The sequence below is a fragment of the Sphingopyxis sp. genome (assembly GCF_035686825.1).
In the GTDB taxonomy this organism is placed as follows: domain Bacteria; phylum Pseudomonadota; class Alphaproteobacteria; order Sphingomonadales; family Sphingomonadaceae; genus Sphingopyxis.
In genome coordinates, this window is the sequence record NZ_DASRYZ010000003.1 from 419,061 (window position 1) to 438,774 (window position 19,714).

The 19,714-nt window shown below is 65.6% G+C and carries 19 protein-coding genes; 8 read left to right on the forward strand and 11 right to left on the reverse strand.

Going from position 1 to position 19,714, the window contains the following annotated elements:
* Window positions 1–113: 113 nt before the first annotated feature.
* The 4 genes from groL to VFG17_RS06580 all read right to left on the reverse strand — a co-directional run bounded on the left by groL (window position 114) and on the right by VFG17_RS06580 (window position 4,309).
* The gene (gene groL / locus VFG17_RS06565) at window positions 114–1,757 is read right to left on the reverse strand and encodes a chaperonin GroEL (RefSeq protein WP_325028648.1); all 1,644 of its coding nucleotides are present in this window, start codon (window positions 1,755–1,757) and stop codon (window positions 114–116) included.
* A 63-nt stretch (window positions 1,758–1,820) separates the two neighbouring features.
* Complete coding sequence (gene groES, locus VFG17_RS06570; protein ID WP_037554105.1) at window positions 1,821–2,108, reverse strand: co-chaperone GroES; 288 nt, start codon at window positions 2,106–2,108, stop codon at window positions 1,821–1,823.
* Window positions 2,109–2,226: 118 nt separating this feature from the next.
* Window positions 2,227–3,624 (reverse strand): MATE family efflux transporter, encoded by a 1,398-nt coding sequence (locus VFG17_RS06575; RefSeq protein ID WP_325028649.1) that lies wholly within the window; start codon window positions 3,622–3,624, stop codon window positions 2,227–2,229.
* Window positions 3,625–3,736: 112 nt separating this feature from the next.
* Window positions 3,737–4,309 (reverse strand): Pycsar system effector family protein, encoded by a 573-nt coding sequence (locus tag VFG17_RS06580; protein WP_325028650.1) that lies wholly within the window; start codon window positions 4,307–4,309, stop codon window positions 3,737–3,739.
* A gap of 152 nt (window positions 4,310–4,461) precedes the next feature.
* On the opposite strand from VFG17_RS06580, the gene VFG17_RS06585 reads away from it, so the two are divergent.
* The 3 genes from VFG17_RS06585 (at window position 4,462) to VFG17_RS06595 (ending at window position 7,989) form a co-directional block, all read left to right on the forward strand.
* On the forward strand, window positions 4,462–4,698 hold the full coding sequence (locus VFG17_RS06585; RefSeq protein WP_325028651.1) for an acyl carrier protein: 237 nt from the start codon (window positions 4,462–4,464) through the stop codon (window positions 4,696–4,698).
* A gap of 9 nt (window positions 4,699–4,707) precedes the next feature.
* Entirely contained in the window at window positions 4,708–5,910 is a 1,203-nt protein-coding gene (spt, locus tag VFG17_RS06590) for a serine palmitoyltransferase (RefSeq protein ID WP_325028652.1), read from the forward strand.
* 96 nt (window positions 5,911–6,006) lie between these two features.
* Window positions 6,007–7,989, forward strand: a complete 1,983-nt coding sequence (locus VFG17_RS06595) for an ATP-binding protein (RefSeq protein WP_325028653.1) — start codon at window positions 6,007–6,009, stop codon at window positions 7,987–7,989.
* On the opposite strand, the gene VFG17_RS06600 is transcribed toward VFG17_RS06595, so the two are convergent.
* From VFG17_RS06600 to VFG17_RS06610, 3 genes are read right to left on the reverse strand one after another with little or no spacing between them, the layout of a single operon-like run.
* The gene (locus VFG17_RS06600; protein ID WP_325028654.1) at window positions 7,986–8,846 is read right to left on the reverse strand and encodes a hypothetical protein; all 861 of its coding nucleotides are present in this window, start codon (window positions 8,844–8,846) and stop codon (window positions 7,986–7,988) included. The genes VFG17_RS06595 and VFG17_RS06600 overlap by 4 nt on opposite strands.
* A gap of 8 nt (window positions 8,847–8,854) precedes the next feature.
* Window positions 8,855–9,829: an acylglycerol kinase family protein gene (locus VFG17_RS06605; RefSeq protein ID WP_325028655.1), complete on the reverse strand. Its 975-nt coding sequence runs from the start codon at window positions 9,827–9,829 to the stop codon at window positions 8,855–8,857.
* Window positions 9,830–9,834: 5 nt separating this feature from the next.
* On the reverse strand, window positions 9,835–10,308 hold the full coding sequence (locus tag VFG17_RS06610; RefSeq protein WP_325028656.1) for a DUF2141 domain-containing protein: 474 nt from the start codon (window positions 10,306–10,308) through the stop codon (window positions 9,835–9,837).
* Between the two features lie 132 nt (window positions 10,309–10,440).
* Here VFG17_RS06610 and lptF point away from each other — a divergent pair, with 132 nt between their 5' ends.
* Together lptF and lptG are read left to right on the forward strand one after the other, a co-directional pair.
* Window positions 10,441–11,652, forward strand: coding sequence for an LPS export ABC transporter permease LptF (lptF, locus tag VFG17_RS06615; protein ID WP_325028657.1), 1,212 nt, complete (start codon window positions 10,441–10,443; stop codon window positions 11,650–11,652).
* Window positions 11,652–12,752, forward strand: a complete 1,101-nt coding sequence (gene lptG / locus VFG17_RS06620) for an LPS export ABC transporter permease LptG (RefSeq protein WP_325028658.1) — start codon at window positions 11,652–11,654, stop codon at window positions 12,750–12,752. Before lptF ends, lptG begins: the two co-directional genes overlap by 1 nt.
* An 83-nt stretch (window positions 12,753–12,835) precedes the next feature.
* Here lptG and VFG17_RS06625 read toward each other — a convergent pair whose 3' ends face one another.
* On the reverse strand, window positions 12,836–13,924 hold the full coding sequence (locus tag VFG17_RS06625) for a fatty acid desaturase (protein ID WP_325029091.1): 1,089 nt from the start codon (window positions 13,922–13,924) through the stop codon (window positions 12,836–12,838).
* A 127-nt stretch (window positions 13,925–14,051) separates the two neighbouring features.
* Here VFG17_RS06625 and VFG17_RS06630 point away from each other — a divergent pair, with 127 nt between their 5' ends.
* From VFG17_RS06630 to VFG17_RS06640, 3 genes are all read left to right on the forward strand, one after another.
* Window positions 14,052–15,218, forward strand: coding sequence for an N-acetyltransferase (locus tag VFG17_RS06630; protein ID WP_325028659.1), 1,167 nt, complete (start codon window positions 14,052–14,054; stop codon window positions 15,216–15,218).
* Between the two features lie 64 nt (window positions 15,219–15,282).
* A complete protein-coding gene (locus VFG17_RS06635) occupies window positions 15,283–16,704 on the forward strand; it encodes a DUF1800 domain-containing protein (protein WP_325028660.1) in 1,422 nt (473 codons plus the stop codon).
* A 3-nt stretch (window positions 16,705–16,707) separates the two neighbouring features.
* On the forward strand, window positions 16,708–17,829 hold the full coding sequence (locus VFG17_RS06640) for a DUF1501 domain-containing protein (RefSeq protein ID WP_325028661.1): 1,122 nt from the start codon (window positions 16,708–16,710) through the stop codon (window positions 17,827–17,829).
* Here the strand turns inward: VFG17_RS06640 and xth are convergent.
* From xth to VFG17_RS06655, 3 genes are all read right to left on the reverse strand, one after another.
* Entirely contained in the window at window positions 17,826–18,596 is a 771-nt protein-coding gene (gene xth / locus VFG17_RS06645; protein ID WP_325028662.1) for an exodeoxyribonuclease III, read from the reverse strand. The two genes, VFG17_RS06640 and xth, sit on opposite strands and share 4 nt — an antisense overlap.
* Window positions 18,597–18,636: 40 nt before the next feature.
* Window positions 18,637–18,978: an iron-sulfur cluster insertion protein ErpA gene (gene erpA, locus VFG17_RS06650; RefSeq protein ID WP_325028663.1), complete on the reverse strand. Its 342-nt coding sequence runs from the start codon at window positions 18,976–18,978 to the stop codon at window positions 18,637–18,639.
* Between the two features lie 91 nt (window positions 18,979–19,069).
* Window positions 19,070–19,702: a M23 family metallopeptidase gene (locus VFG17_RS06655; RefSeq protein ID WP_325028664.1), complete on the reverse strand. Its 633-nt coding sequence runs from the start codon at window positions 19,700–19,702 to the stop codon at window positions 19,070–19,072.
* Between the last annotated feature and the right edge of the window lie 12 nt (window positions 19,703–19,714).

The window sequence follows — 19,714 nt, forward strand, 5'->3', positions numbered from 1 at the left end:
GAACTGGCAATGTCCCGCCTCTCCTATTTCGTCATGGTGACAAATAGAAAAAGGGCCGGAGGATTGCTCCCCCGGCCCCGTTTCTCGTTGGCTGAGCGCCGAACGGTACGGACTTAGAAGTCCATGCCGCCCATGCCGCCCATGCCGCCGCCGCCCATGGGCATCGCCGGCTTGTCTTCGGGCAGTTCGCTGACCGCCGCTTCGGTGGTGATCAGCAGGCCCGACACCGACGCAGCGTCCTGAAGCGCGGTGCGCACGACCTTGGTCGGGTCGATGACGCCAGCGGCCTTCAGGTTTTCATAGACGTCGGTCGCGGCGTTGAAGCCCTGCTCCTGATTGTTTTCGCGCAGCAGGTTGCCGGCGACAACCGCACCGTCGTGGCCGGCGTTGGCCGCGATCTGGCGCAGCGGCGCTTCGATCGCCTTGCGGACGATGTCGATGCCGCGGGTCTGGTCGTCGTTGGCGCCCTTCAGGCCTTCGAGAGCATTGGTGGCGTACAGCAGAGCCGTACCGCCGCCGGGGACGATGCCTTCCTCGACCGCGGCGCGGGTCGCGTGCAGCGCGTCGTCGACGCGGTCCTTGCGCTCCTTCACCTCGACTTCGGTCGCGCCGCCGACCTTGATCACGGCAACACCGCCGGCGAGCTTCGCCAGACGTTCCTGCAGCTTTTCACGGTCATAGTCGCTGGTCGTGGTTTCGATCTGCGCGCGGATCTGTTCGACGCGGCCCTTGATCGCATCATGGTCGCCAGCACCATCGACGATGGTGGTGTTGTCCTTGTCGATCGTGACGCGCTTCGCCTGGCCGAGCATGTTCAGCGTGACCGATTCGAGCTTGATGCCCAGGTCTTCGCTGATCATTTCACCGGCGGTCAGGATCGCGATGTCCTGCAGCATCGCCTTGCGACGATCGCCGAAGCCCGGCGCCTTGACGGCCGCGACCTTCAGGCCGCCGCGCAGACGGTTCACGACGAGGGTGGCGAGCGCTTCGCCTTCGATGTCCTCGGCGATGATCAGCAGCGGACGGCCCGACTGCACAACCGCTTCGAGGATCGGAAGCATCGACTGGAGGTTCGACAGCTTCTTTTCGAAGATCAGGATGTACGGATCGGCGAGTTCGACGATCATCTTTTCGGGGTTGGTGATGAAGTAGGGCGACAGGTAGCCGCGGTCGAACTGCATGCCTTCGACGACGTCGAGTTCGAATTCGAGGCCCTTGGCTTCCTCGACGGTGATCACGCCTTCCTTGCCGACCTTTTCCATCGCTTCGGCGATCTTTTCGCCGACTTCGGTGTCGCCGTTGGCCGAGATGATACCGACCTGGGCGATTTCCGAGGTGCCGGCGACCGGGGTCGAACGCGCGGCAAGGTCAGCGACGACCTTGCCGACCGCGAGGTCGATGCCGCGCTTCAGGTCCATCGGGTTCATGCCGGCGGCAACCGACTTCATGCCTTCGCGAACGATCGCCTGGGCAAGCACGGTCGCGGTGGTGGTGCCGTCACCGGCCTTGTCGTTCGCCTTCGAGGCGACTTCGCGCAGCATCTGCGCACCCATATTCTCGAACTTGTCCTTGAGTTCGATTTCCTTGGCGACGCTGACGCCGTCCTTGGTGATGCGGGGCGCGCCGAAGCTCTTGTCGATCACGACGTTGCGGCCCTTGGGGCCCAGCGTGACCTTGACGGCGTCGGCGAGGATGTCGACACCCTTCAGGATGCGCTCGCGCGCGTCGCGCGAAAATTTAACGTCCTTGGCAGCCATTGGCTCATTCCTTTCAAAGGCGCAGAAAACTACGCAACTTCACTCGTGATTTGATGGAGACGCTCAGGCGATGACGCCGAGGATGTCCGATTCCTTCATGATCAGCAGCTCTTCGCCGTCGACCTTGACTTCGGTGCCCGACCATTTGCCGAACAGGATGCGGTCGCCGGCCTTGACGTCGAGCGGGGTGACCTTGCCGTCGTCGGCGCGGGTGCCCGAACCGACCGAGACGACTTCGCCTTCCTGCGGCTTTTCCTTGGCGGTGTCGGGGATGATGATGCCGCCGGCCGTCTTTTCTTCGGCTTCGATACGGCGGACGAGCACGCGGTCGTGCAGCGGACGAAATTGCATGGATAACCCTCCAGAGGTGCAAATGATGTCGCTTAGCACTCACAGGACGCGAGTGCTAACAGGCGGGCATATGGGTGGGAGTCAAGGGGGCGTCAAGCGCCGCCGCAAGATTTTTGCGTCAGGCCGGGAGGAGACCGAGACGACCGCGCATCCGCCAGCGCAGGAGCAGCACCGCCGAGACCACGACGAGCCCGACCGCGAGGCCGATCCACACGCCGACGCCCGCGAGCGGGGTCCAGAAGCCGAGGTAGATGGCGGTGCCATAACCCGCGATCCAGTAGCCGCAGATCGCGATGATCATCGGCGTGCGCGTATCCTGCAGGCCCCGCAGCACGCCCGCGGCCACCGCCTGCGCGCCGTCGAAGAGCTGGAAGGCGGCGGCGACGACGAGGAACTGCATCGCGAAACCGACAAGCGCGGCGTTACGCGCGGCATCGACATCGACATAGATCGACAGCACGAGCGAGGGGAAAAGCCACATGATCAGCGCGGTCAGCCCCATGAAACCGATCCCGAGTATCAGCGACGCCTGCCCCGCGTGCGCGATACCGTTGTGGTCGCGCGCGCCATAGAACAGGCCGACGCGGATCGTCGCCGCCTGCGCGACGCCGAAGGGAATCTGGAACGCGAGCGCGGCGACCTGGAGCGCGATCGTGTGCCCGGCGAGTTCGCTCTCGCCGATCCGGCCCATCAGGAAGGCGGCGCCGGTGAACAGCCCCGCCTCGGCGAGAATGGTCAGGCTGATCGGGGTGCCGATGCGCACCATCTCGAAAAAGCGCGTCCATTCGGACCGCCACCAGTTTCCGAAGAGATGATAGCGCCGCAGCCGCCGGTCGGTCTGGATGACGACGACATAGGCGAACAGCATGAGGAAGCTGGTCGTCACGCTCGAAATCGCCGAACCGTGGAGGCCGAGCGCGGGCATGCCGAGATGGCCGAACACGAGCACCCAATTGCCGAGCGCGTTGACGAATAGCGCGCCGAAAGTGATCGCGGTTGCAATGGTCGGCCGTCCGAGCGCCGAGACGAAGATGCGCAGCACCGCCGCCGCGATCATCGGGAACATGCCCCACATCAGGACGAGCAGGAATCCGGCGGCGCGCGCCGATGTTTCGGGCGGCTGCCCGGTCGCGACCATGATCGGCCCGCCGGCGGCGCAGATGCCCATGAACAGGATCGAAACCAGCGCGCTGAGCCAAAGCGCCATGCGCACGGTACGCCGCACCTCGCGCACCGCGTGCTTGCGGCGCCCGAGTTCGGCGGCGATCAGCGGCGCGGAGGCGCCGACGAGACCCGATCCGGTCCACAAGAGGAGCCCGAAGATCGCGACGCCGAGCGACGAGGCGGCGAGCGCCGCGTCGCCGAGCCGCGCCACGAAAATGACGTCGATCGCGTGGACGAGCATCTGCAACAGATTCGCCGCCGCCAGCGGCACGGCGAGCGCCAGCGTCGCGCGAAATTCGGCGCGAAGACCCTGCGGTGTTTCCGCGGTCAGAGGGGTAGCCCGCTGCAGCATAGCCGGCCCGGATAGGCGCGCGAATGTTACCGTTCAAGTGCGGCGAGACGGCGGCGGATGATTTGTCGGCCGGGGTGGCAGAATGGCAACAGCAGGCGCGTCGCCCTTCACCTTATCCACCCCAAAGCCCCGCCATCTCGACCCCGAACGCGACGAAGGTCAGCGTCAGCCCGACCACGAACAGCCGGTAGGCATAAGCGAGATAGCGATATTTGCGCCGCGCGAGCACGACGCCGTTCTGATAGGTGTCGCGCAGCATCGTCTCGTACAGATCCTCCTCGCTGCGCAGCCGCTTCTTCACCTCGGCGATGAATTCATCCTCGTCCATCTGGGCGAAGCGGCCGAAGAAGAGGATGTTGCTGTGATCCTTGCCGTCCTTGTAAACGACCGGCGGGCCCTTGCCGACGCGCGGGAGCACCGCCGACACCGCGAGCAGCGCCGAGAGAAAGGAAAAGGTCGCGAGTATGGCGAGCGGCATCGCGAGCGCGCCGCCGCCCGACCGCGCCTGTCCGATCGCGAGGGTGAAGACGACGAAGGTCGCGCCCATCAGGATCGACGCTTTTTGATCCGCCATCTGCGACAATTGCATCGTCAGCTGCTGATTGGTGCGCACGAGATGCACCGCATTCGGCGGATAGGAGACCGCCGGCGGGTCCCGCGATACCTCTGATTCTGCGCTATCCATGCCAAGCTGCCCCTGCTGGCGACCCGCAACAGGGATGGCATGAAGTCCCGCGAGCGGCAAGATGCTGCCCTGTTCCCGCCGCAATCGCTTGCCAATCGGAAGCCTTCGCGGCATGCCCGCGCGCAACTTTATTCCGCTATAGGACACAGGATATGAGCACCGCCATCAAGGACCAGATTTACGGCCTGATCGCCCCCTTCAACAAGAAGGGCGTCGAACTGAGCGACGCGACGACCTTTGCCGGCGATCTCGAATGGGACAGCCTGACGGTGATGGATTTCGTCGCCGAGGTCGAGGACACGTTCGACATCATCATCAGCATGAACATGCAAGCCGAGATCGAGACCGTCGGCCAACTCGTCGCCGCGGTCGAGAAGCTGCAGGGCTGAACCACCGCGATGACCGACCTCTTCTCCAAATTCGACCCGCTGATCCAGCAGCGCGAGGCGCTGCTTGCCACCGGCGTCACCGACCCCTTCAGCCTGGTGATGGAAAAGGTGGTCTCGCCGACCGTCGCGATCTGTAACGGGCGCGAGACGATCCTGCTCGGCACCTATAATTATATGGGCATGACCTTCGACGAGGACGTCATCGCCGCGGGCAAGGAGGCGCTCGACAAGTTCGGCAGCGGCACCACCGGCAGCCGCGTGCTCAACGGCACCTATCAGGGGCACAAGGAGTGCGAGGACGCGCTGAAAGAGTTCTACGCCATGGATCATGCCATGGTGTTTTCGACCGGATATCAGGCGAACCTCGGCATCATTTCGACGATCGCCGGCAAGGGCGACTATGTCATTCTCGACATCGACAGCCACGCGTCGATCTATGACGGGTGCAAGATGGGCGACGCCGAAATCGTCGCCTTTCGCCACAACGACGTCGAAGCGCTCGAGAAGCGCCTGAAGCGCCTGCCCGCCGACGCCGGCAAGCTCGTCGTGCTCGAAGGCGTCTATTCGATGCTCGGCGACGTTGCGCCGCTGAAAGAGATGATCTGCGTCTCGAAGGAAGCCGGCGCGATGGTGCTGGTCGACGAGGCGCATTCGATGGGTTTCATCGGCGAGCACGGCCGCGGCGTCGCCGAGGCGCAGGGCGTGATCGACGATGTCGACTTCATTATCGGCACGTTCAGCAAAAGCGTCGGCACCGTCGGCGGTTTCTGCGTGTCGAACCATCCGAAGTTCGAGATTTTGCGGCTCGTCTGCCGCCCTTACGTGTTCACCGCATCGCTGCCGCCGAGCGTCGTCGCGACCGCCGCGACGAGCATCCGCAAGCTGATGCACGGGTCGAACAAGCGCGCGCATCTGTGGGAAAATTCGAAGATGCTCCACCAGGGGCTCAAGGATCTGGGCTTCCAGCTCGGCACCGACGAGCCGCAGTCGGCAATCATCGCGGTGATCATGCCCGACCTCGAAAGGGGCGCGATGATGTGGGAGGCGCTGCTGGAGGAAGGCCTCTACGTCAACCTCGCGCGTCCGCCGGCGACCCCCGCGGGCATGACGCTGCTGCGCTGTTCGCTGTGCGCCGAGCATAGTAGCGAGCAGGTCGGCGAAATCCTCGGCCGCTTCGAACGCGCGGGCAAGCGCACGCAGATTATCGGCTGAACCGAGCACTTACGCCGACCAGCGGATTCCTTTTCGCGGCGAATTGAAGCCGCGCGACCTTCGGTGCTTTGCGGCGCACCGCTTGTCCGGTAAGAGATGCGCGTGTTCGAGCGGGATATCGACAGCGAAAATGACGGCCGGCGGGAGCGTATGCGCTTCTGGTCGACGATCGTCCTCGGTGCGATCCTGACCGGTGTGGTCGGGGCGCTGGTCCTGCTGCTCGCGCGCGCCAACGACAATTACGACCGTTCGCTCGGCTGGCAGACGCAGAGCATGGAGGTCATCTCGCAGACCCGCTCGGTCGACGCCGCGATCGCGCGGGCCGAGGCGGCGCTCGGCCGCTTCGCGGTCGGGCTGCAAAAAGAAGACGGGCGCATCTATGAATATCAATGGGGCCGCGCGCGCCAGTTCATGACGCGGCTGGGGCGCAATGTGCGCGACAATCCCAAGCAGGTCGCGCTGGTCGAACAGCTGGCGCGCGAGATGGACAGCCGCGGCGAACAGCTGGGCGATGCGGCGCTCAGCGCCAATTATAATCAGACCGTCGCCGCCATTTCGAAATTTTACGCCGCCGGTCAGGGCGACGGGCTGGCCCGGATCGACAATCTGCTGAACGAAATCATCGCCAATGAACGCGCGCTGTTGCGTGAGCGCAACCGGTTGGCGGCGGCCGACCGCGCGAGCCTCAACCAGGCAATCCTGCTCTTTTCGCTGCTCGGCGCCGCCGCGGCGGTTATCGCGATCGGCGCGACCTTCTCGCTGATCCGCGCCGAAGGCGAACGGCGCCTCGCCCGGCGCGAGCAGCTGGTCGAAAGCGACCGTGCGGCGCAGCTCGAGGCGGCGGTCGAGGAGCGGACCGCCGAACTCGCCCATGCGAACGCCGCGCTGCGCAGCGAGATGACCGATCGCGAAGCGGCGGAGGCGCAGCTGCGCCAGGCCCAGAAGATGGAAGCCGTCGGCCAGCTGACCGGCGGCATCGCGCACGACTTCAACAATATGCTGGCGGTCGTCGTCGGTGGGCTCGAACTGGCGCAGCGCTGGCTTCCCGATACGCCGGACAAGGCGCAGCGCCACCTTACCAACGCGCTCGACGGCGCCAATCGCGCCGCCGACCTGACGCGGCGCCTGCTGACCTTCGCCCGCTCGGAGCCCGCGCGCCCCGAAATGACCCCGGTCGACGAGTGCATCGCGAGCTTTGCGCAGCTGATCGAGCGCACGATCGGCGACCGGATCGCGCTCACGCTCGACCTTCAGGCCGGCGACCTCGCCTGCTGGGTCGACCGGCAGCAGTTCGAAAACGCGCTGCTCAACCTCGCGGTCAATGCGCGCGACGCGATGGACGGCCATGGGTCGCTGACGATCCGCACGCTCGATGACGGCGAGAACAAGGCGGCGGCGCTCGCGGTGCAGGTGATCGACACCGGCTGCGGCATGTCGCCCGAGGTGCTCGAACGCGTCTTCGATCCTTTTTACACCACCAAACCCGCCGGCCAGGGAACCGGCCTCGGCATGAGCCAAGTCTTCGCCTTCTGCCGCCAATCGGGCGGCGAGGTGCAGATTTCGTCGACCGAGGGCGAAGGCACGAGCGTCGCCATGATGCTGCCCGTCGCCAAGCCGCCGATCAGCGACGCGGACGAAGCGACACCGGACGATACCGAAGTCCCCGCGGCACCCGCCGACGCGCTCAGCATCCTGGTGGTCGAGGACGACGCGCGCGTCCTTGCCGCGACGGTCGATGCGGTCAGCGAACTCGGCCATAATGCGGTCGGGTGCGGCAACCCGCTCGAGGCCGAGGCGCTGGTCGAAGGACGGCTGGCCGAAGGGCGCGGCGGGTTCGACCTGATCCTGTCCGACGTGTTGATGCCCAAGCTCACCGGCCCCGAAATGGTCGCGCAGTTGAAACAGCGCTGGCCCGAACTGTCGGTGCTGTTCGTGACCGGCTATGCCGGCGATGCGAGCGAGGACGCCGCCTTTGGCGATCATGACGTGCTGCGCAAACCCTTCACGCTCAGCGCGCTCGATCGGGCGATCCGGCGGAGCGGCGAAACGCGGCCCGACGGCCAGCGGCTGGCGAGCTAGCGGATCGCGCCGCCCCTGATCAACCGCGGCACCAGCGTCAGCGCGGCGACGAGCGGCCAGCGGCGCTGCCAGGGCTTGATCTCGATCTTCGTTCCCGCGTGGCGATTGATCTTCCACGCCAGATAATCGATTCCGCCGGCATAGGTCAGGCTGGCCTTGGCGAGCCGCGCGACGCTGAGCAGCTTGCCCTCCAGCCGCCGTCGCGCCCAGCCGCCCGCGCGTGCGCCAGCCGGGATCGCCGCGATCGCGGGAGCGCTGAACCGTTCGTAACGGGCCGCATCGGCATCGACGACCGACTGCGCGCGGCCCGTGCGTTCGGCGCGCAGCTCGACCGAATAGGTGAGCGAAAAGGCGCGCCGCCACCAGTCGAGCGGGGCTTCGCCCTCGACCCGTCCCGCCGCCGCGAGCAAGGTCGGCGCGGCGCGCGCCACCGCGGCGACCGCGCGGCGCGCCGCGGTATCGTCGACCGCCCAGACGAGCCGCGACGGCTGGGCGAAACGCGCCCACACCGACACATTGCGCGTCTCGGCGCCGTTCAGCCGGTCGAAGTCGGCTTCGCTGAGCACGGCATATTTGGCGATCAGCCCGCCGTGCTGGAAGGGGAAGACATTGGGGGGGATCAGCCGGTTCGCCGCCGCCATCCAGCCTTTGGAATAAGCGTCGCCATAATCGGAGACGATCAGGTAGAAATCGAGCATCAGCCCGTCGAGTTCGCTCTCGCGCAGGCAGCTGCCGTAAAAGAGCACCGCGCGCGCGCTGCCCGGATAGTCGGCCGCGATCGCCGCCGCCATCGCGGCGACGCGCGGGTCGACGGGACCAGCGAGTTCTTCGCGGACGAGTTCGGACAGCGCGGACATGAGGGAGCTCAGGCGGCGAGGCGCAGGAAGGGAACCGGCTGCGTCGAGGTCAGGATGATCGGCATGCCGTTCTTCGCCTGAAAGATTTCGCCGTCGAGGATGACATTCGAACGCTCGCCCTCGATACGAATCTCGTCACCCTGCTGGAAATGCACGCCTTCGAGCTGCTTTTGCCCCAGCGTCCCGCGCCAGGTCGCGCCGAGCATACGGAACAGCGCACCGACGCTGCTGTCGGTCGCGAGCAGCTTCATATTGCCGTTCGTGCCATAGGCTTCGCTGGTGCGGATGCTGAGCAGCAGTTTCTCGAGCGTCGTCACGATCAGCAGCGAGAATTTGCCCTTGAATTCGCCCTGGCGGATCAACGACACCGTCATCGGCTCGGGCTTGGGCGGCAGACGTCCGCCGCCGACGCCGAAGATGATCGCGAACAGCCCGAGGATCGCCGCGAGGAAATGCGAGATCCCGTTGGGTAGACCGAGCGGATAGATGCGGTTGCGGCAATAGAGCATCACGTCGGCGAGATAGGCGCCGCCGAGGAACATGCCGAGCACCGGACGCGATTCGTCGCCGCTGTCGAGCGAGATCAGCTGGCGTTCGATCACATGATCCTCAAGCCGGCCGCTTCCGACCAGATCGACGACGCGCTGCAGCGCCTTGATCGGATCGCCTTCGGCGCCGAGGTCGAGCGCGATCAAATTGGTCTTGCCGTTCGGAAGCACCGCGACCGGCGGCGGAGATCCGCCGAAATGACCGCCCGAATAAAGTTCGGTCAGCGCCGCCTGCACCGTGCCGTCGCCGCCGTTGATGACTACGATGCGAGGGGACACCATCGCCATCGTGCGGATCGCTTCGCCGATCTGGTCGACGTCCTCGACCTCGTAATGAAAAATGTCGGGGTGCGCCGCGCAATATTCGCGAACCCGCGGCAACAGGGCACGGTTGCCCGTCGAACGTGGATTCGAAAGGAGCGCGACGCTGGCCATGTCCGTTACATATATTTCATCGAGATGGAGATCGTCTTGGGCGCATCCCCGACCGAAAAGGCGGTCTTCTTGTAGCTCGGCTTGCCGAGGTTGAAGATGTTGATGCTGGGATTGTTCGACATCCCGCCGCCGTCGCGCGTGATGTCGGTCTTGCCATTACCGTTTACATCGTGGCGCACTGCGATGCCATAGACGCCGGCTTCGGGCAGCGGCACGCAGACGGTCATCGACCCGGCGCGCGCCGGCATTTCGATGCGCGCGAGCCAGCGGCCCTTCTCGAGCCAGTCGGCAGCGGTGCCGCGATAGCTTTGCACGCGAATCTTGCCGGTCGACGCCTTGACGCCACTGATCCGGACCAGCGTCGACGGGCCGCTTTTGCACTGCGACAGATCGTTCGAGATGACCCGGCCTTCCGCCTGCGCCGTCGCGGCGACAGCCAGCACGGAAACGCCAAGCAGCGCGGATACAAATTTCGACATGACCTCAAAACCTCCAGAGGCTATAGCCACATCCGCACACGCTAAGCGCGCGCCGACGTGGGTCCCTGTCGCCCTTGAATCGGCATATCGGAAACAACTGCGGCCAAATCATGGTGATGGGGCGACGAAAGATTGAATAAGCTTCCTGCCATCGACCGCTACATCGCGCGGCTCATCTTCTTCCCGATGCTCGGCACGCTCGTCCTGTCGGCGATGCTGCTCGTGCTCGAAAAGATGCTGCGCCTGTTCGACTTCGTCGCGACCGAGGGCGGCCCGGTCAGCGTCGTGTGGCGCATGCTCGCCAACCTGATCCCCGAATATCTCTCGCTCGGCATCCCGATCGGCCTGATGCTCGGGATTCTCCTTGCTTTCCGAAGGCTTGCGACATCGAGCGAGCTCGACGTGCTGAAGGGCGTGGGGATGAGTTTCGGGCGGTTGATGCGCATTCCCTTCGCCTATGCGATCGCGCTCGCGGCGCTCAATCTGGCAATCGTCGGCTTCATTCAGCCCGTCGCGCGCTACGCCTATGAAGGGTTGCAGTTCGAACTCCGCTCGGGCGCGCTCGGGGCATCGATCAAGGTCGGCGAATTCACCAAATTGGGCGACCGCATGACGCTGCGCATCGAGGAAAGCTATAACGACGGGCGCGCCTTGCGCGGCATCTTCGTGCGCGGCGACCAGCGCGACGGGCAGCGCGTGTCGGCGACCGCGGCGCGCGGGCAGTTCCTTGCGACCGACGATCCCAACACGATCATCCTGCGGCTGTCGCAGGGCGTGCTGATCCATGAATCGCCCAAATTCTCGGTGCCGCGCGTCCTGACCTTCGACAATCACGATCTGCCGATCCCGCTGCCCAAGATCGAGGCGTTCCGTCTGCGCGGCGGCGCCGACCGCGAGATGACGATCCCCGAACTGTTCGTCGCGGGCAAGGACAGCAGCCAGCCCGAACAGACGCGGCTTGAATCGCGGGCGAATTTCCACTTCCGCATCGTCGAGGTGATGTCGATGTTCCTGATCCCGCTGATCGCGGTCGCGCTCGCGGTGCCGCCGAAAAGATCGACCTCGTCACTCGGCGTATTCCTGTCGATCGTGCTGCTCGTCACCCAGCACAAGATCAACCAATATGCCGAGGATCTGGGCGCGCGCGGGACAATCGACCCGCTGATCGCGCTGTGGGTTCCCTATCTGCTCTTCGCGGCGCTCGCGATCTGGATGTATTATACGATCGCGCATGTTCCCGGCGGGCAGCCGATCGGCGCACTCGAGCGCGTCGCGGCCAAGGCGGCGCAGAAGATCCGCGGACTGCTCAGCATGTTCCAGCGCGACAAGGCCCGGCTCACCTGATGCACCAGCTTCATTTTTTCCCGTCGCGCACGATGGCGATCTATGTCGGCCGCCTGTTCCTCGTCCGCTCCTTCTCGATCCTTTTCGCGCTGGTGCTGATCCTCCAGACGCTCGACCTGCTCGGCGAAAGCGGCAAGATCCTCGCCGTCGCCGGCAACAGCGATTCGGACGTGTGGCGCTATGTCGGGATGCGGCTGCCGCAGATCATCGAGACCTTCCTGCCTTTTTCGGTGCTGCTCGGCACGATCCTGACGATGATAACGCTCAACCAGAACAGCGAGGTCATCGCGATGAAGGCGTCGGGCATGTCGGCGCATCAGGTGCTCGCGCCGCTGTTCCTCGCCGCGCTGCTCGTCGCGGGGATCAGCTTCGCGTTCAACGAACGCATCGTCACGCGCTCGACCGCCGCGCTCAGCGCCTGGCAGAAGGTCGAGTATAAAAAGGTCCCCAAGGACAGCGGCATCCGCACCAATATCTGGGTTCGCGACGGCGACGACCTGATCAACGCGACAACGGTCGATACCAGCGGCCCGGCGATCACCCTCGGCTATATCACCATCTATGAACGCACCGGCGGCGTGCTGTCGTCGATGCTGTCGGCCGACAGCGCGCGCGCGGTCGCGGGCGGCGGCTGGGAACTGACGAACGCGCGGCGCTTCATCCGTCGCTCGGGCACCGTCGAACCCTTGGGCACGATCGTCGCGGCGAAAAATGTGCGCCCCGACCAGTTCACGCTGGCGCAGGTCGATGGCGACGAACTGCCCTTCCTCAAGCTCAAATCGGCGATCGACGACCTCGAAGCCGCGGGCCGCCCCGTCGGCGCGCTGAAGGGCGTGTTGTGGCACAAGATTTCAGGGCCGCTGTCGGCGATATTGATGCCGCTCCTGGGCGCGGTCGCGGCGTTCGGCCTCGCACGCTCGGGCAAGCTGTTCATCCGCGCGATCATCGGCATGGGGCTGGGCTTCGCCTATTTCGTCGCCGACAATTTCGCGCTCGCGATGGGCGATCTCGGCGCCTATTCGCCCTTCCTCGCGGCGTGGGGGCCGTTCATATTGTTCGCGCTGATCGGCGAGATGATCTTGATCCGGACCGAGGAATAGGGCGGCTTTCGGTCGGAAGCGGACCCATCAATTCTCGTCACCCCGGACTTGATCCGGGGTCCCGCTTGCGGTCGAAGCCAATATCAGGCCGCCGAACCCCGCGCCGACCCCGCAACCAGATTCATCACCAGTTTGGGCAGGCTGTCGTAATTCGCGCCATGATATTGCGAGTCCGACGGCAGCGCATCCTTCAGGCGGCGGTGCGCCTCGGCGAGCGAATGATAGGGGACGCCGGGCAGCAAATGGTGCAGCGCGTGATAGCGCAGCCCGACCGGCGCCCACAATTCGGGGAGCAGGCCCGGCGGGGGCACGTTGACGCTGTCGAGGAACTGGCCGGTCACCGTCAGCACCTCGCCATCATTTTCCCAGAGATGCGCGACGAGCGTGCGGATCTGGTTGAGCACCAAGGTCGCCGACGCGATGGCGCCGAAAATGACGAGCGCGCGCAGCGGCACCCAGCCGAAGACGCCCGCGGCGATCAGCAGGCTCGACCACGCCCAGGCGCCGCCTTCCTGCCACGCCCACTGGCGGCGGAATTCGCCCTCGGGCGGCTTGCGGCGGAACAGCGGGTTGATGATCATCCCCGAATAGCGTTCGACCACGACACGGCGCAGCGGCGGGATCAGGAATGAGAGCGGGGTGAGCACGCCGTAGCGGAAGACGAGCGCGAGCGGCGCGAAGGCCGCGGCGACGACGAACAGCGGCACCGTCCACGGCTTCATCAGCGCGAGCGGCAGATATTCGGGATCTTCGACCGTGCCATATTTGGTGCGGTTGTGATGCAGGCTGTGGATCCCCTCATACATGAAGGAGGGAATGAGCAGCGGCACGCCGACGAGGATATTCCACGCGAGGCGGAAGCCCGGCAGCGCATTTTTGCGAATATGCGTGAGCTCATGGATGAAGCTGCCGGCGCGATAGAGCGCCACCACGGCGATCACCGCCGCGACCAGCATCCACGCCGTCGAAGGCGCGAGGATCGCTGCCGCGATGCCCGCATAGCCGATGAAGGTCGAGGCGAGGAAGTCGGTCCAATAGATGCGCGCGCTCGGCTGCACGAGATCGCGCGTCAGCTCCGACGCCGCGCGGATCATCGCCATATCGTCGGCGATCGCGGACTTCGGGGCCGCCGCCGCGGCGGGCACCGACAGGCGGTCGACAAGGGTGTTCATCGCTAACATAGGCGGCTCTTCATCATATTTTCATGGCAGCAAAATGGCCGAAAGCGGGTCGCCAGCGCCCCATCTATGCCCTAATGCCTCGCCACAAATATAGGACGCCCCTTTCAGGAAACCACCCATGAGCGGACATTCGCACGGCCCGATCACGATCCATACGGTCAAGGACAAGAATGATTTGCGCGAGTTCGTCGAGCTCGCCTATCGCCTCAACCGCGGCGATCCGGCGTGGGTGCCCCCGCTGAAGGGCGAGGTCTATGGCCTGCTCACCCCCGGCAAGAATCCGTGGTTCGAGCATGGCAAAGCGCAATTTTTCCTCGCGCGGCGCGACGGCCGCACGATCGGCCGCATTTCAGCGCATATCGACGAACTGGCGCTCGCGCAGCCCACCGAACAGGGAATGGGGCCCGGCACCGGTAATTGGGGGCTGATCGAGGCCGAGGACAAAGAAAGCGCGCAGGCGCTGATCGCCGCGGCCGAGGATTGGCTGCGGACACAGGGCATGACGCGCGCGCTCGGCCCGCTGTCGATTTCGATCTGGGACGAGCCGGGCTTGCTGATCGAGGGGTTCGATAACCCGCCGACGGTAATGATGGGACATAACAGCCCGCTCTATCGCGGGTGGATCGAGGGCGCCGGCTATCGGCCAGTGAAGCAGCTTCTGAATTATGACGTTGCGATTCGCGACGGTTTCCCGCCGATCGTCAACCGCATCGTCGCGGCGGGCGACAAGAATGCGCGCATCCGCATTCGCAAGGTCGACAAGCGCCGTTTCGATGCCGAAGCGAAGCTGATCATGGGCCTGCTCAACGACGCATGGTCGGACAATTGGGGTTTCGTGCCCCTGACCGACAGCGAGATCGCCTATGTCGGCAAGAAGCTGAAGGATATCGTGTTCGAGGATCTGATCCGCGTCGCCGAAGTCGACGGCGAACCGGTCGCCTTCATGATCGTGTTGCCGAACATCAACCAGCTCTTGATCGACATGGACGGATCGCTGCTGCCCTTCAACTGGGCGCGGCTGCTCTGGTGGCTGCGCAAGCCCAAGAGCCGCATCCTGCGCGTGCCGTTGATGGGCGTCGCCAAGAAATTGCAGAACAGCCGCATGGCGAGCACGCTGGCCTTCATGATGATCGAATATATCCGCCGCGACGCGGTGGTCGACTATGGGACGGAGCGCGGTGACATCGGCTGGGTGCTCGACGATAATCAGGGGATGAATGCGGTCGCCGAGGCGATCGAGGCCAAGGTCAACCGCGTATATCAGATCTACGACAAGACGCTCTGATCGCTGGGATAGCTTTGCGACAAACGGCGGCCATCGTGCGTTTCAAGGCACGGAAAGGTTTGTCATGGCAGTCCAGTATCTTGCCGCCAATCGCTTCGGGCTCGGCCGCCGCTTCGACGAACCGGCTATCGAGGACCCCAAAGACTGGCTGATCCGCCAGATCGGCGAATATGACCCTGCCCCCGCGGCGATCGCGGGGCTGGCGGGGCGCGAAGCGATCGCGACCGCCTATGCCGAATATCGCGACGAGCGGCAGGCGATGCGCCGCGAAGCGAAGAATGCCGCCGACGAAGGCGCGGAGGTCGAGGCGATGCGGCGCAGGTCGCGTGCCGATTTTCGCCGCCATTATGCCGATGCCGCGAGCGCGCGCCTCGCTGCCGCGGTCGCGACGCCGACCCCCTTCGCCGAACGCCTCGTTCATTTCTGGGCCAATCATTTCGCGATTTCGGCGGACAAGCAGACCGTCCGCGGCTTTGCGGGCAATTACGAGAATGAAGCGATCCGGCCGCACGTCATGGGCAAGTTCGCCGATCTGCTGACCGCGGCGGTCCACCATCCCGCGATGCTGCTGTTTCTCGACCAGGCGCAGAGTTTCGGCCCCGACAGCCAGTTCGCGACGCGCGTGCGCAATCGCGGCAGGCGGCAGGCGCCGGGGCTCAACGAAAATCTGGCGCGCGAGATCATGGAATTGCACACGCTCGGCGTGCGCGCCGGCTATACGCAGGCCGATGTGACGAATTTCGCCAAGGCGCTCACGGGTCTCACCGTCGCGGGGATCGGTCGCGGCGCGGGACAGCGACTGATGCCCGCCGACGCGCGGCGGGGTGAGACGCTGTTCGTCGACCGGCTCCACCAGCCGGGGGCGCTGACGATCCTCGGAAAACGCTATGATCAGCCCGGTGGGAAACAGGCCGAGGCGGTGCTCCGCGACCTTGCTGTCCATCCCGCCACCGCGCGCCATGTCGCGACCAAGCTCGCACGGCATTTCACCTCCGACGAGCCGCCCGCAACGCTCGTGGACCGGCTCGCAGGCGATTTCGAAAAAACCGGCGGCGACCTTCCCTCACTCTATCGCACGCTCATCGCGTCGCCCGAGCCCTGGACCGCCACGCCGACGATGTTCAAATCGCCATGGGACTGGACGGTGTCGATGCTGCGCGCGCTGAAGACGCCGGGGCTTGGCGAACGGCAGAATATCGCCGCGATGTTCACCCAGCTCGGGCAGCCGGTGTGGCGTCCCGGATCGCCCAAGGGCTATGACGATATGGTCGCGACCTGGGCCGGGTCGGCGGCGCTGATGCAGCGCGTCGAACTGGCGAGCCGCATCGCGGGCCGGATCGGCGACCGCGCCGACGCGCGCGCGCTCGCGCCGCTCGTGCTCGCCGACGCGCTCACGCCCGAAACGAGCCAGGCGATAAGCCGCGCCGACAGCCCGGGCCAGGGCCTCGCGATGCTGTTCGCGAGCCCGGCCTTTTTGCGGAGATAGATGATGATCCTCTCACGCCGATCGATCCTCCTGTCCGGAATCACCGTCGCCGCGGCGGGCGCTCTCCCCGGTTTCGCCTATGCCGCCGCGAGCACGCCCAAGCGCCTCGTCTTCGTCATCCAGCGCGGCGCCGCCGACGGGCTCGCCACCGTCGCACCGACGGGCGATCCCGCCTTAGCCGCCGCGCGCCGCGCGATCGCCGACGAAACGGCGGGGGGGCCCAAGCTCGACGGCATGTTCACGCTGCACCCGTCGCTCGCGCAGACCGCGGGTCTTTACACCGGCAAGCAGGCGCATTTCGCGCACGCCGTCGCGACCGCCTATCGCGACCGCTCGCATTTCGACGGGCAGAATATGCTCGAGGGCGGCGGGTCGCGCCCCTATGGCCGCGACGATGGCTGGGTCGGGCGGCTGCTCACTTTGCTGCCCGCTGCCGAGCGCGACGCGATCGCCATCGCCCCCGCGGTGCCGCTCGCGCTGCGCGGATCGGTGCAGGTCGGCACCTATGCGCCGAGCCGCCTGCCGCAGGCCGACGCCGACCTGATCGCGCGGCTGACCGCGATGTATGCCGACGACCCGCTGCTCCACCCTTTGTGGGACAGCGCGGTGAAGACGCAGGAACTGGCGAGCGACATCGGCGGCAACAACGGTCGCAACGGCGCCGATCTCGGCAAGCTCGCGGCGTCGCTGATGCTGCCGGCCGACGGCGCGCGCGTGATGATGGTCGAAACCGGCGGCTGGGACACGCACAGCGGCCAGCGCGGGCGCCTCGCCGCGCAGCTTCGCGGGCTCGATCAGTTGATCGGCGCGCTGCAGGCGGGACTTGGTCCTGCGTGGAACGACACGCTCGTCATCGTCGCGACCGAATTCGGTCGCACCGTCGAAGTCAACGGCACCGGCGGCACCGACCATGGCACCGCCTCGACCGCGATGCTGCTCGGTGGCGGGCTCGAAGCGGGTGGCAAGGTCTCGGCCGACTGGCCCGGGCTCGGCGCCGCGGCGCGTTACGAAGGGCGCGATCTCAAGCCGACGCGCAGCCTGGAGGGCGTGATCGCCAGCGCGGTCGCGCATCACTATGCGCTCGATCCCAAGCGCGTGATGACGACGCTCTACCCCGACGTTTAGTCGAGTACCGCCCAGGTCGGCGCGTGATCGCTCGCCTTCTCGCGCCCGCGATGATCCTTATCGACGCCGGCATCGACCAGCCGATCGGCGAGCGCGGGGCTCAAGAGCAGATGATCGATGCGGAACCCATGGTCGCGCTGCCAGCCGCCCGCCTGATAGTCCCAGAAGGTCCAGACGCCGCCCGCCGGGTGGCGGCTGCGGATCGCGTCGGTCCACCCGTCGCCGAGCAGGCGAAACCAGGCGTCGCGCGAATCGGGCTGCATCAGCGCGTCGGTCGCCATCGCGCGCGGGTCCCACACATCGTCGTCGTGCGGGATGACATTATAGTCGCCGGTCAGGATCGTCGGGATTTCAGAGGCGAGAAGAAATTTCGCCCGCTCGCGCAGCCGCGCCATCCAGCGCAGTTTATAATCGAACTTTGGCCCCGGCTGCGGATTGCCGTTGGGGAGGTAGATGCACCCGACGCGCAGGCCGTGGACATCGGCTTCGAGATAGCGCGACTGCTCGTCCTCGGCCTCGCCGGCGAGGCCGCGCTGCACCTCGACCGGCTGCGTGCCCTTTGCGAGGATCGCGACGCCGTTAAAGCCCTTTTGCCCGTGATAGAGGAAGCCATAGCCCGCCGCCTCGATCTCCTTCGTCGGCATCGTCTCGTCGCTCGATTTCAGCTCCTGCAAGCAGGCGATATCGGGCTGCGTTTCCTCAAGCCATTCGACGAGGCGCGGCAGGCGGGCCTTGATCCCGTTGATATTGAAGGTCGCGATTTTCATGGCCGCTTCTATGGCAGCAAGCCGGCCGCTGTGAAAGGCGTCAGATCGAGAAGCTCGACCCGCAGCCGCAGCCCGCGGCGGCGTTGGGGTTTTCGACCTTGAACGAAGATCCGCCCAGCGAATCGACGAAATCGACGACGCAGCCGCGCACCAGATCGATGCTCACCGGGTCGACGACCAGCTTCACCCCGTCGGTTTCGGTGACGATGTCGTCGGCGTCGATTTCTTCGGCAAGGCCGAAGCGATAGGTGAAGCCCGAGCAGCCCCCGCCGTCGACCGCGAGGCGCAGCGCGGCGTCGGCCTCGCCCTTGCGGTCGGCGATCCAGCGGACGCGCGCCGCGGCGGCGGGCGAAAGGGTGATATCGGAAAGCTGCGTGGCCATGACCGCTAGATAGGAGCCTTATCCCCAAATAAAAAGGGCGCCTCGACGGTATCCCGCCTGGCGCCCCTTCCTCTCCGACCCAGGAAAGCTGTTATTCGGGACCGCCCATCGCGACATTCTTGCCCGTGATCGCGGCGATCGCCATCTGGTCCGAACGGACGAAGGGCATCGGATTGACCGGCGCGCCTTCGATGCGGACTTCATAATGGAGGTGGTTGCCGGTCGAACGGCCGGTCGAACCGACATAGCCGAGGATGTCGCCCTTCTTCACCTGCTGCCCGGAGCGCACGATGTAGGAGGACATATGGCCGTAACGCGTCTGGATCGCGTTGCCATGTTCGACCTCGACATAATTGCCATAGCCGCCGAGGCGCTGGGCGCGGCCGACGATGCCGTCGGCGGTCGCATAGATCGGGGTGCCGCGCGGCGCCGGAATGTCGATGCCATTGTGGCGCGCGACCCGGCCGGTGACGGGGTGGACGCGCATGCCATAGGACGACGACAGCGACATCTGGTCGATCGGGCGGCGCGACGGGATCGCAACGCCGATCGAGGCGGTCAGGCCGGTGTCGAGGCGCTTCCACGCCTGAAAGATCGCGCGCGCTTCGCTGTCTTCGCTTGCCGAGGGAACGCCAGCGTCGAAGCTGTCGTCATCGGGTTCGTCGGGAGCGACAATGCCGGCGTCGGCGCTGGTATCGGCGGCGTGGACGGCCGGGGTGGCCAATCCGAAACATGC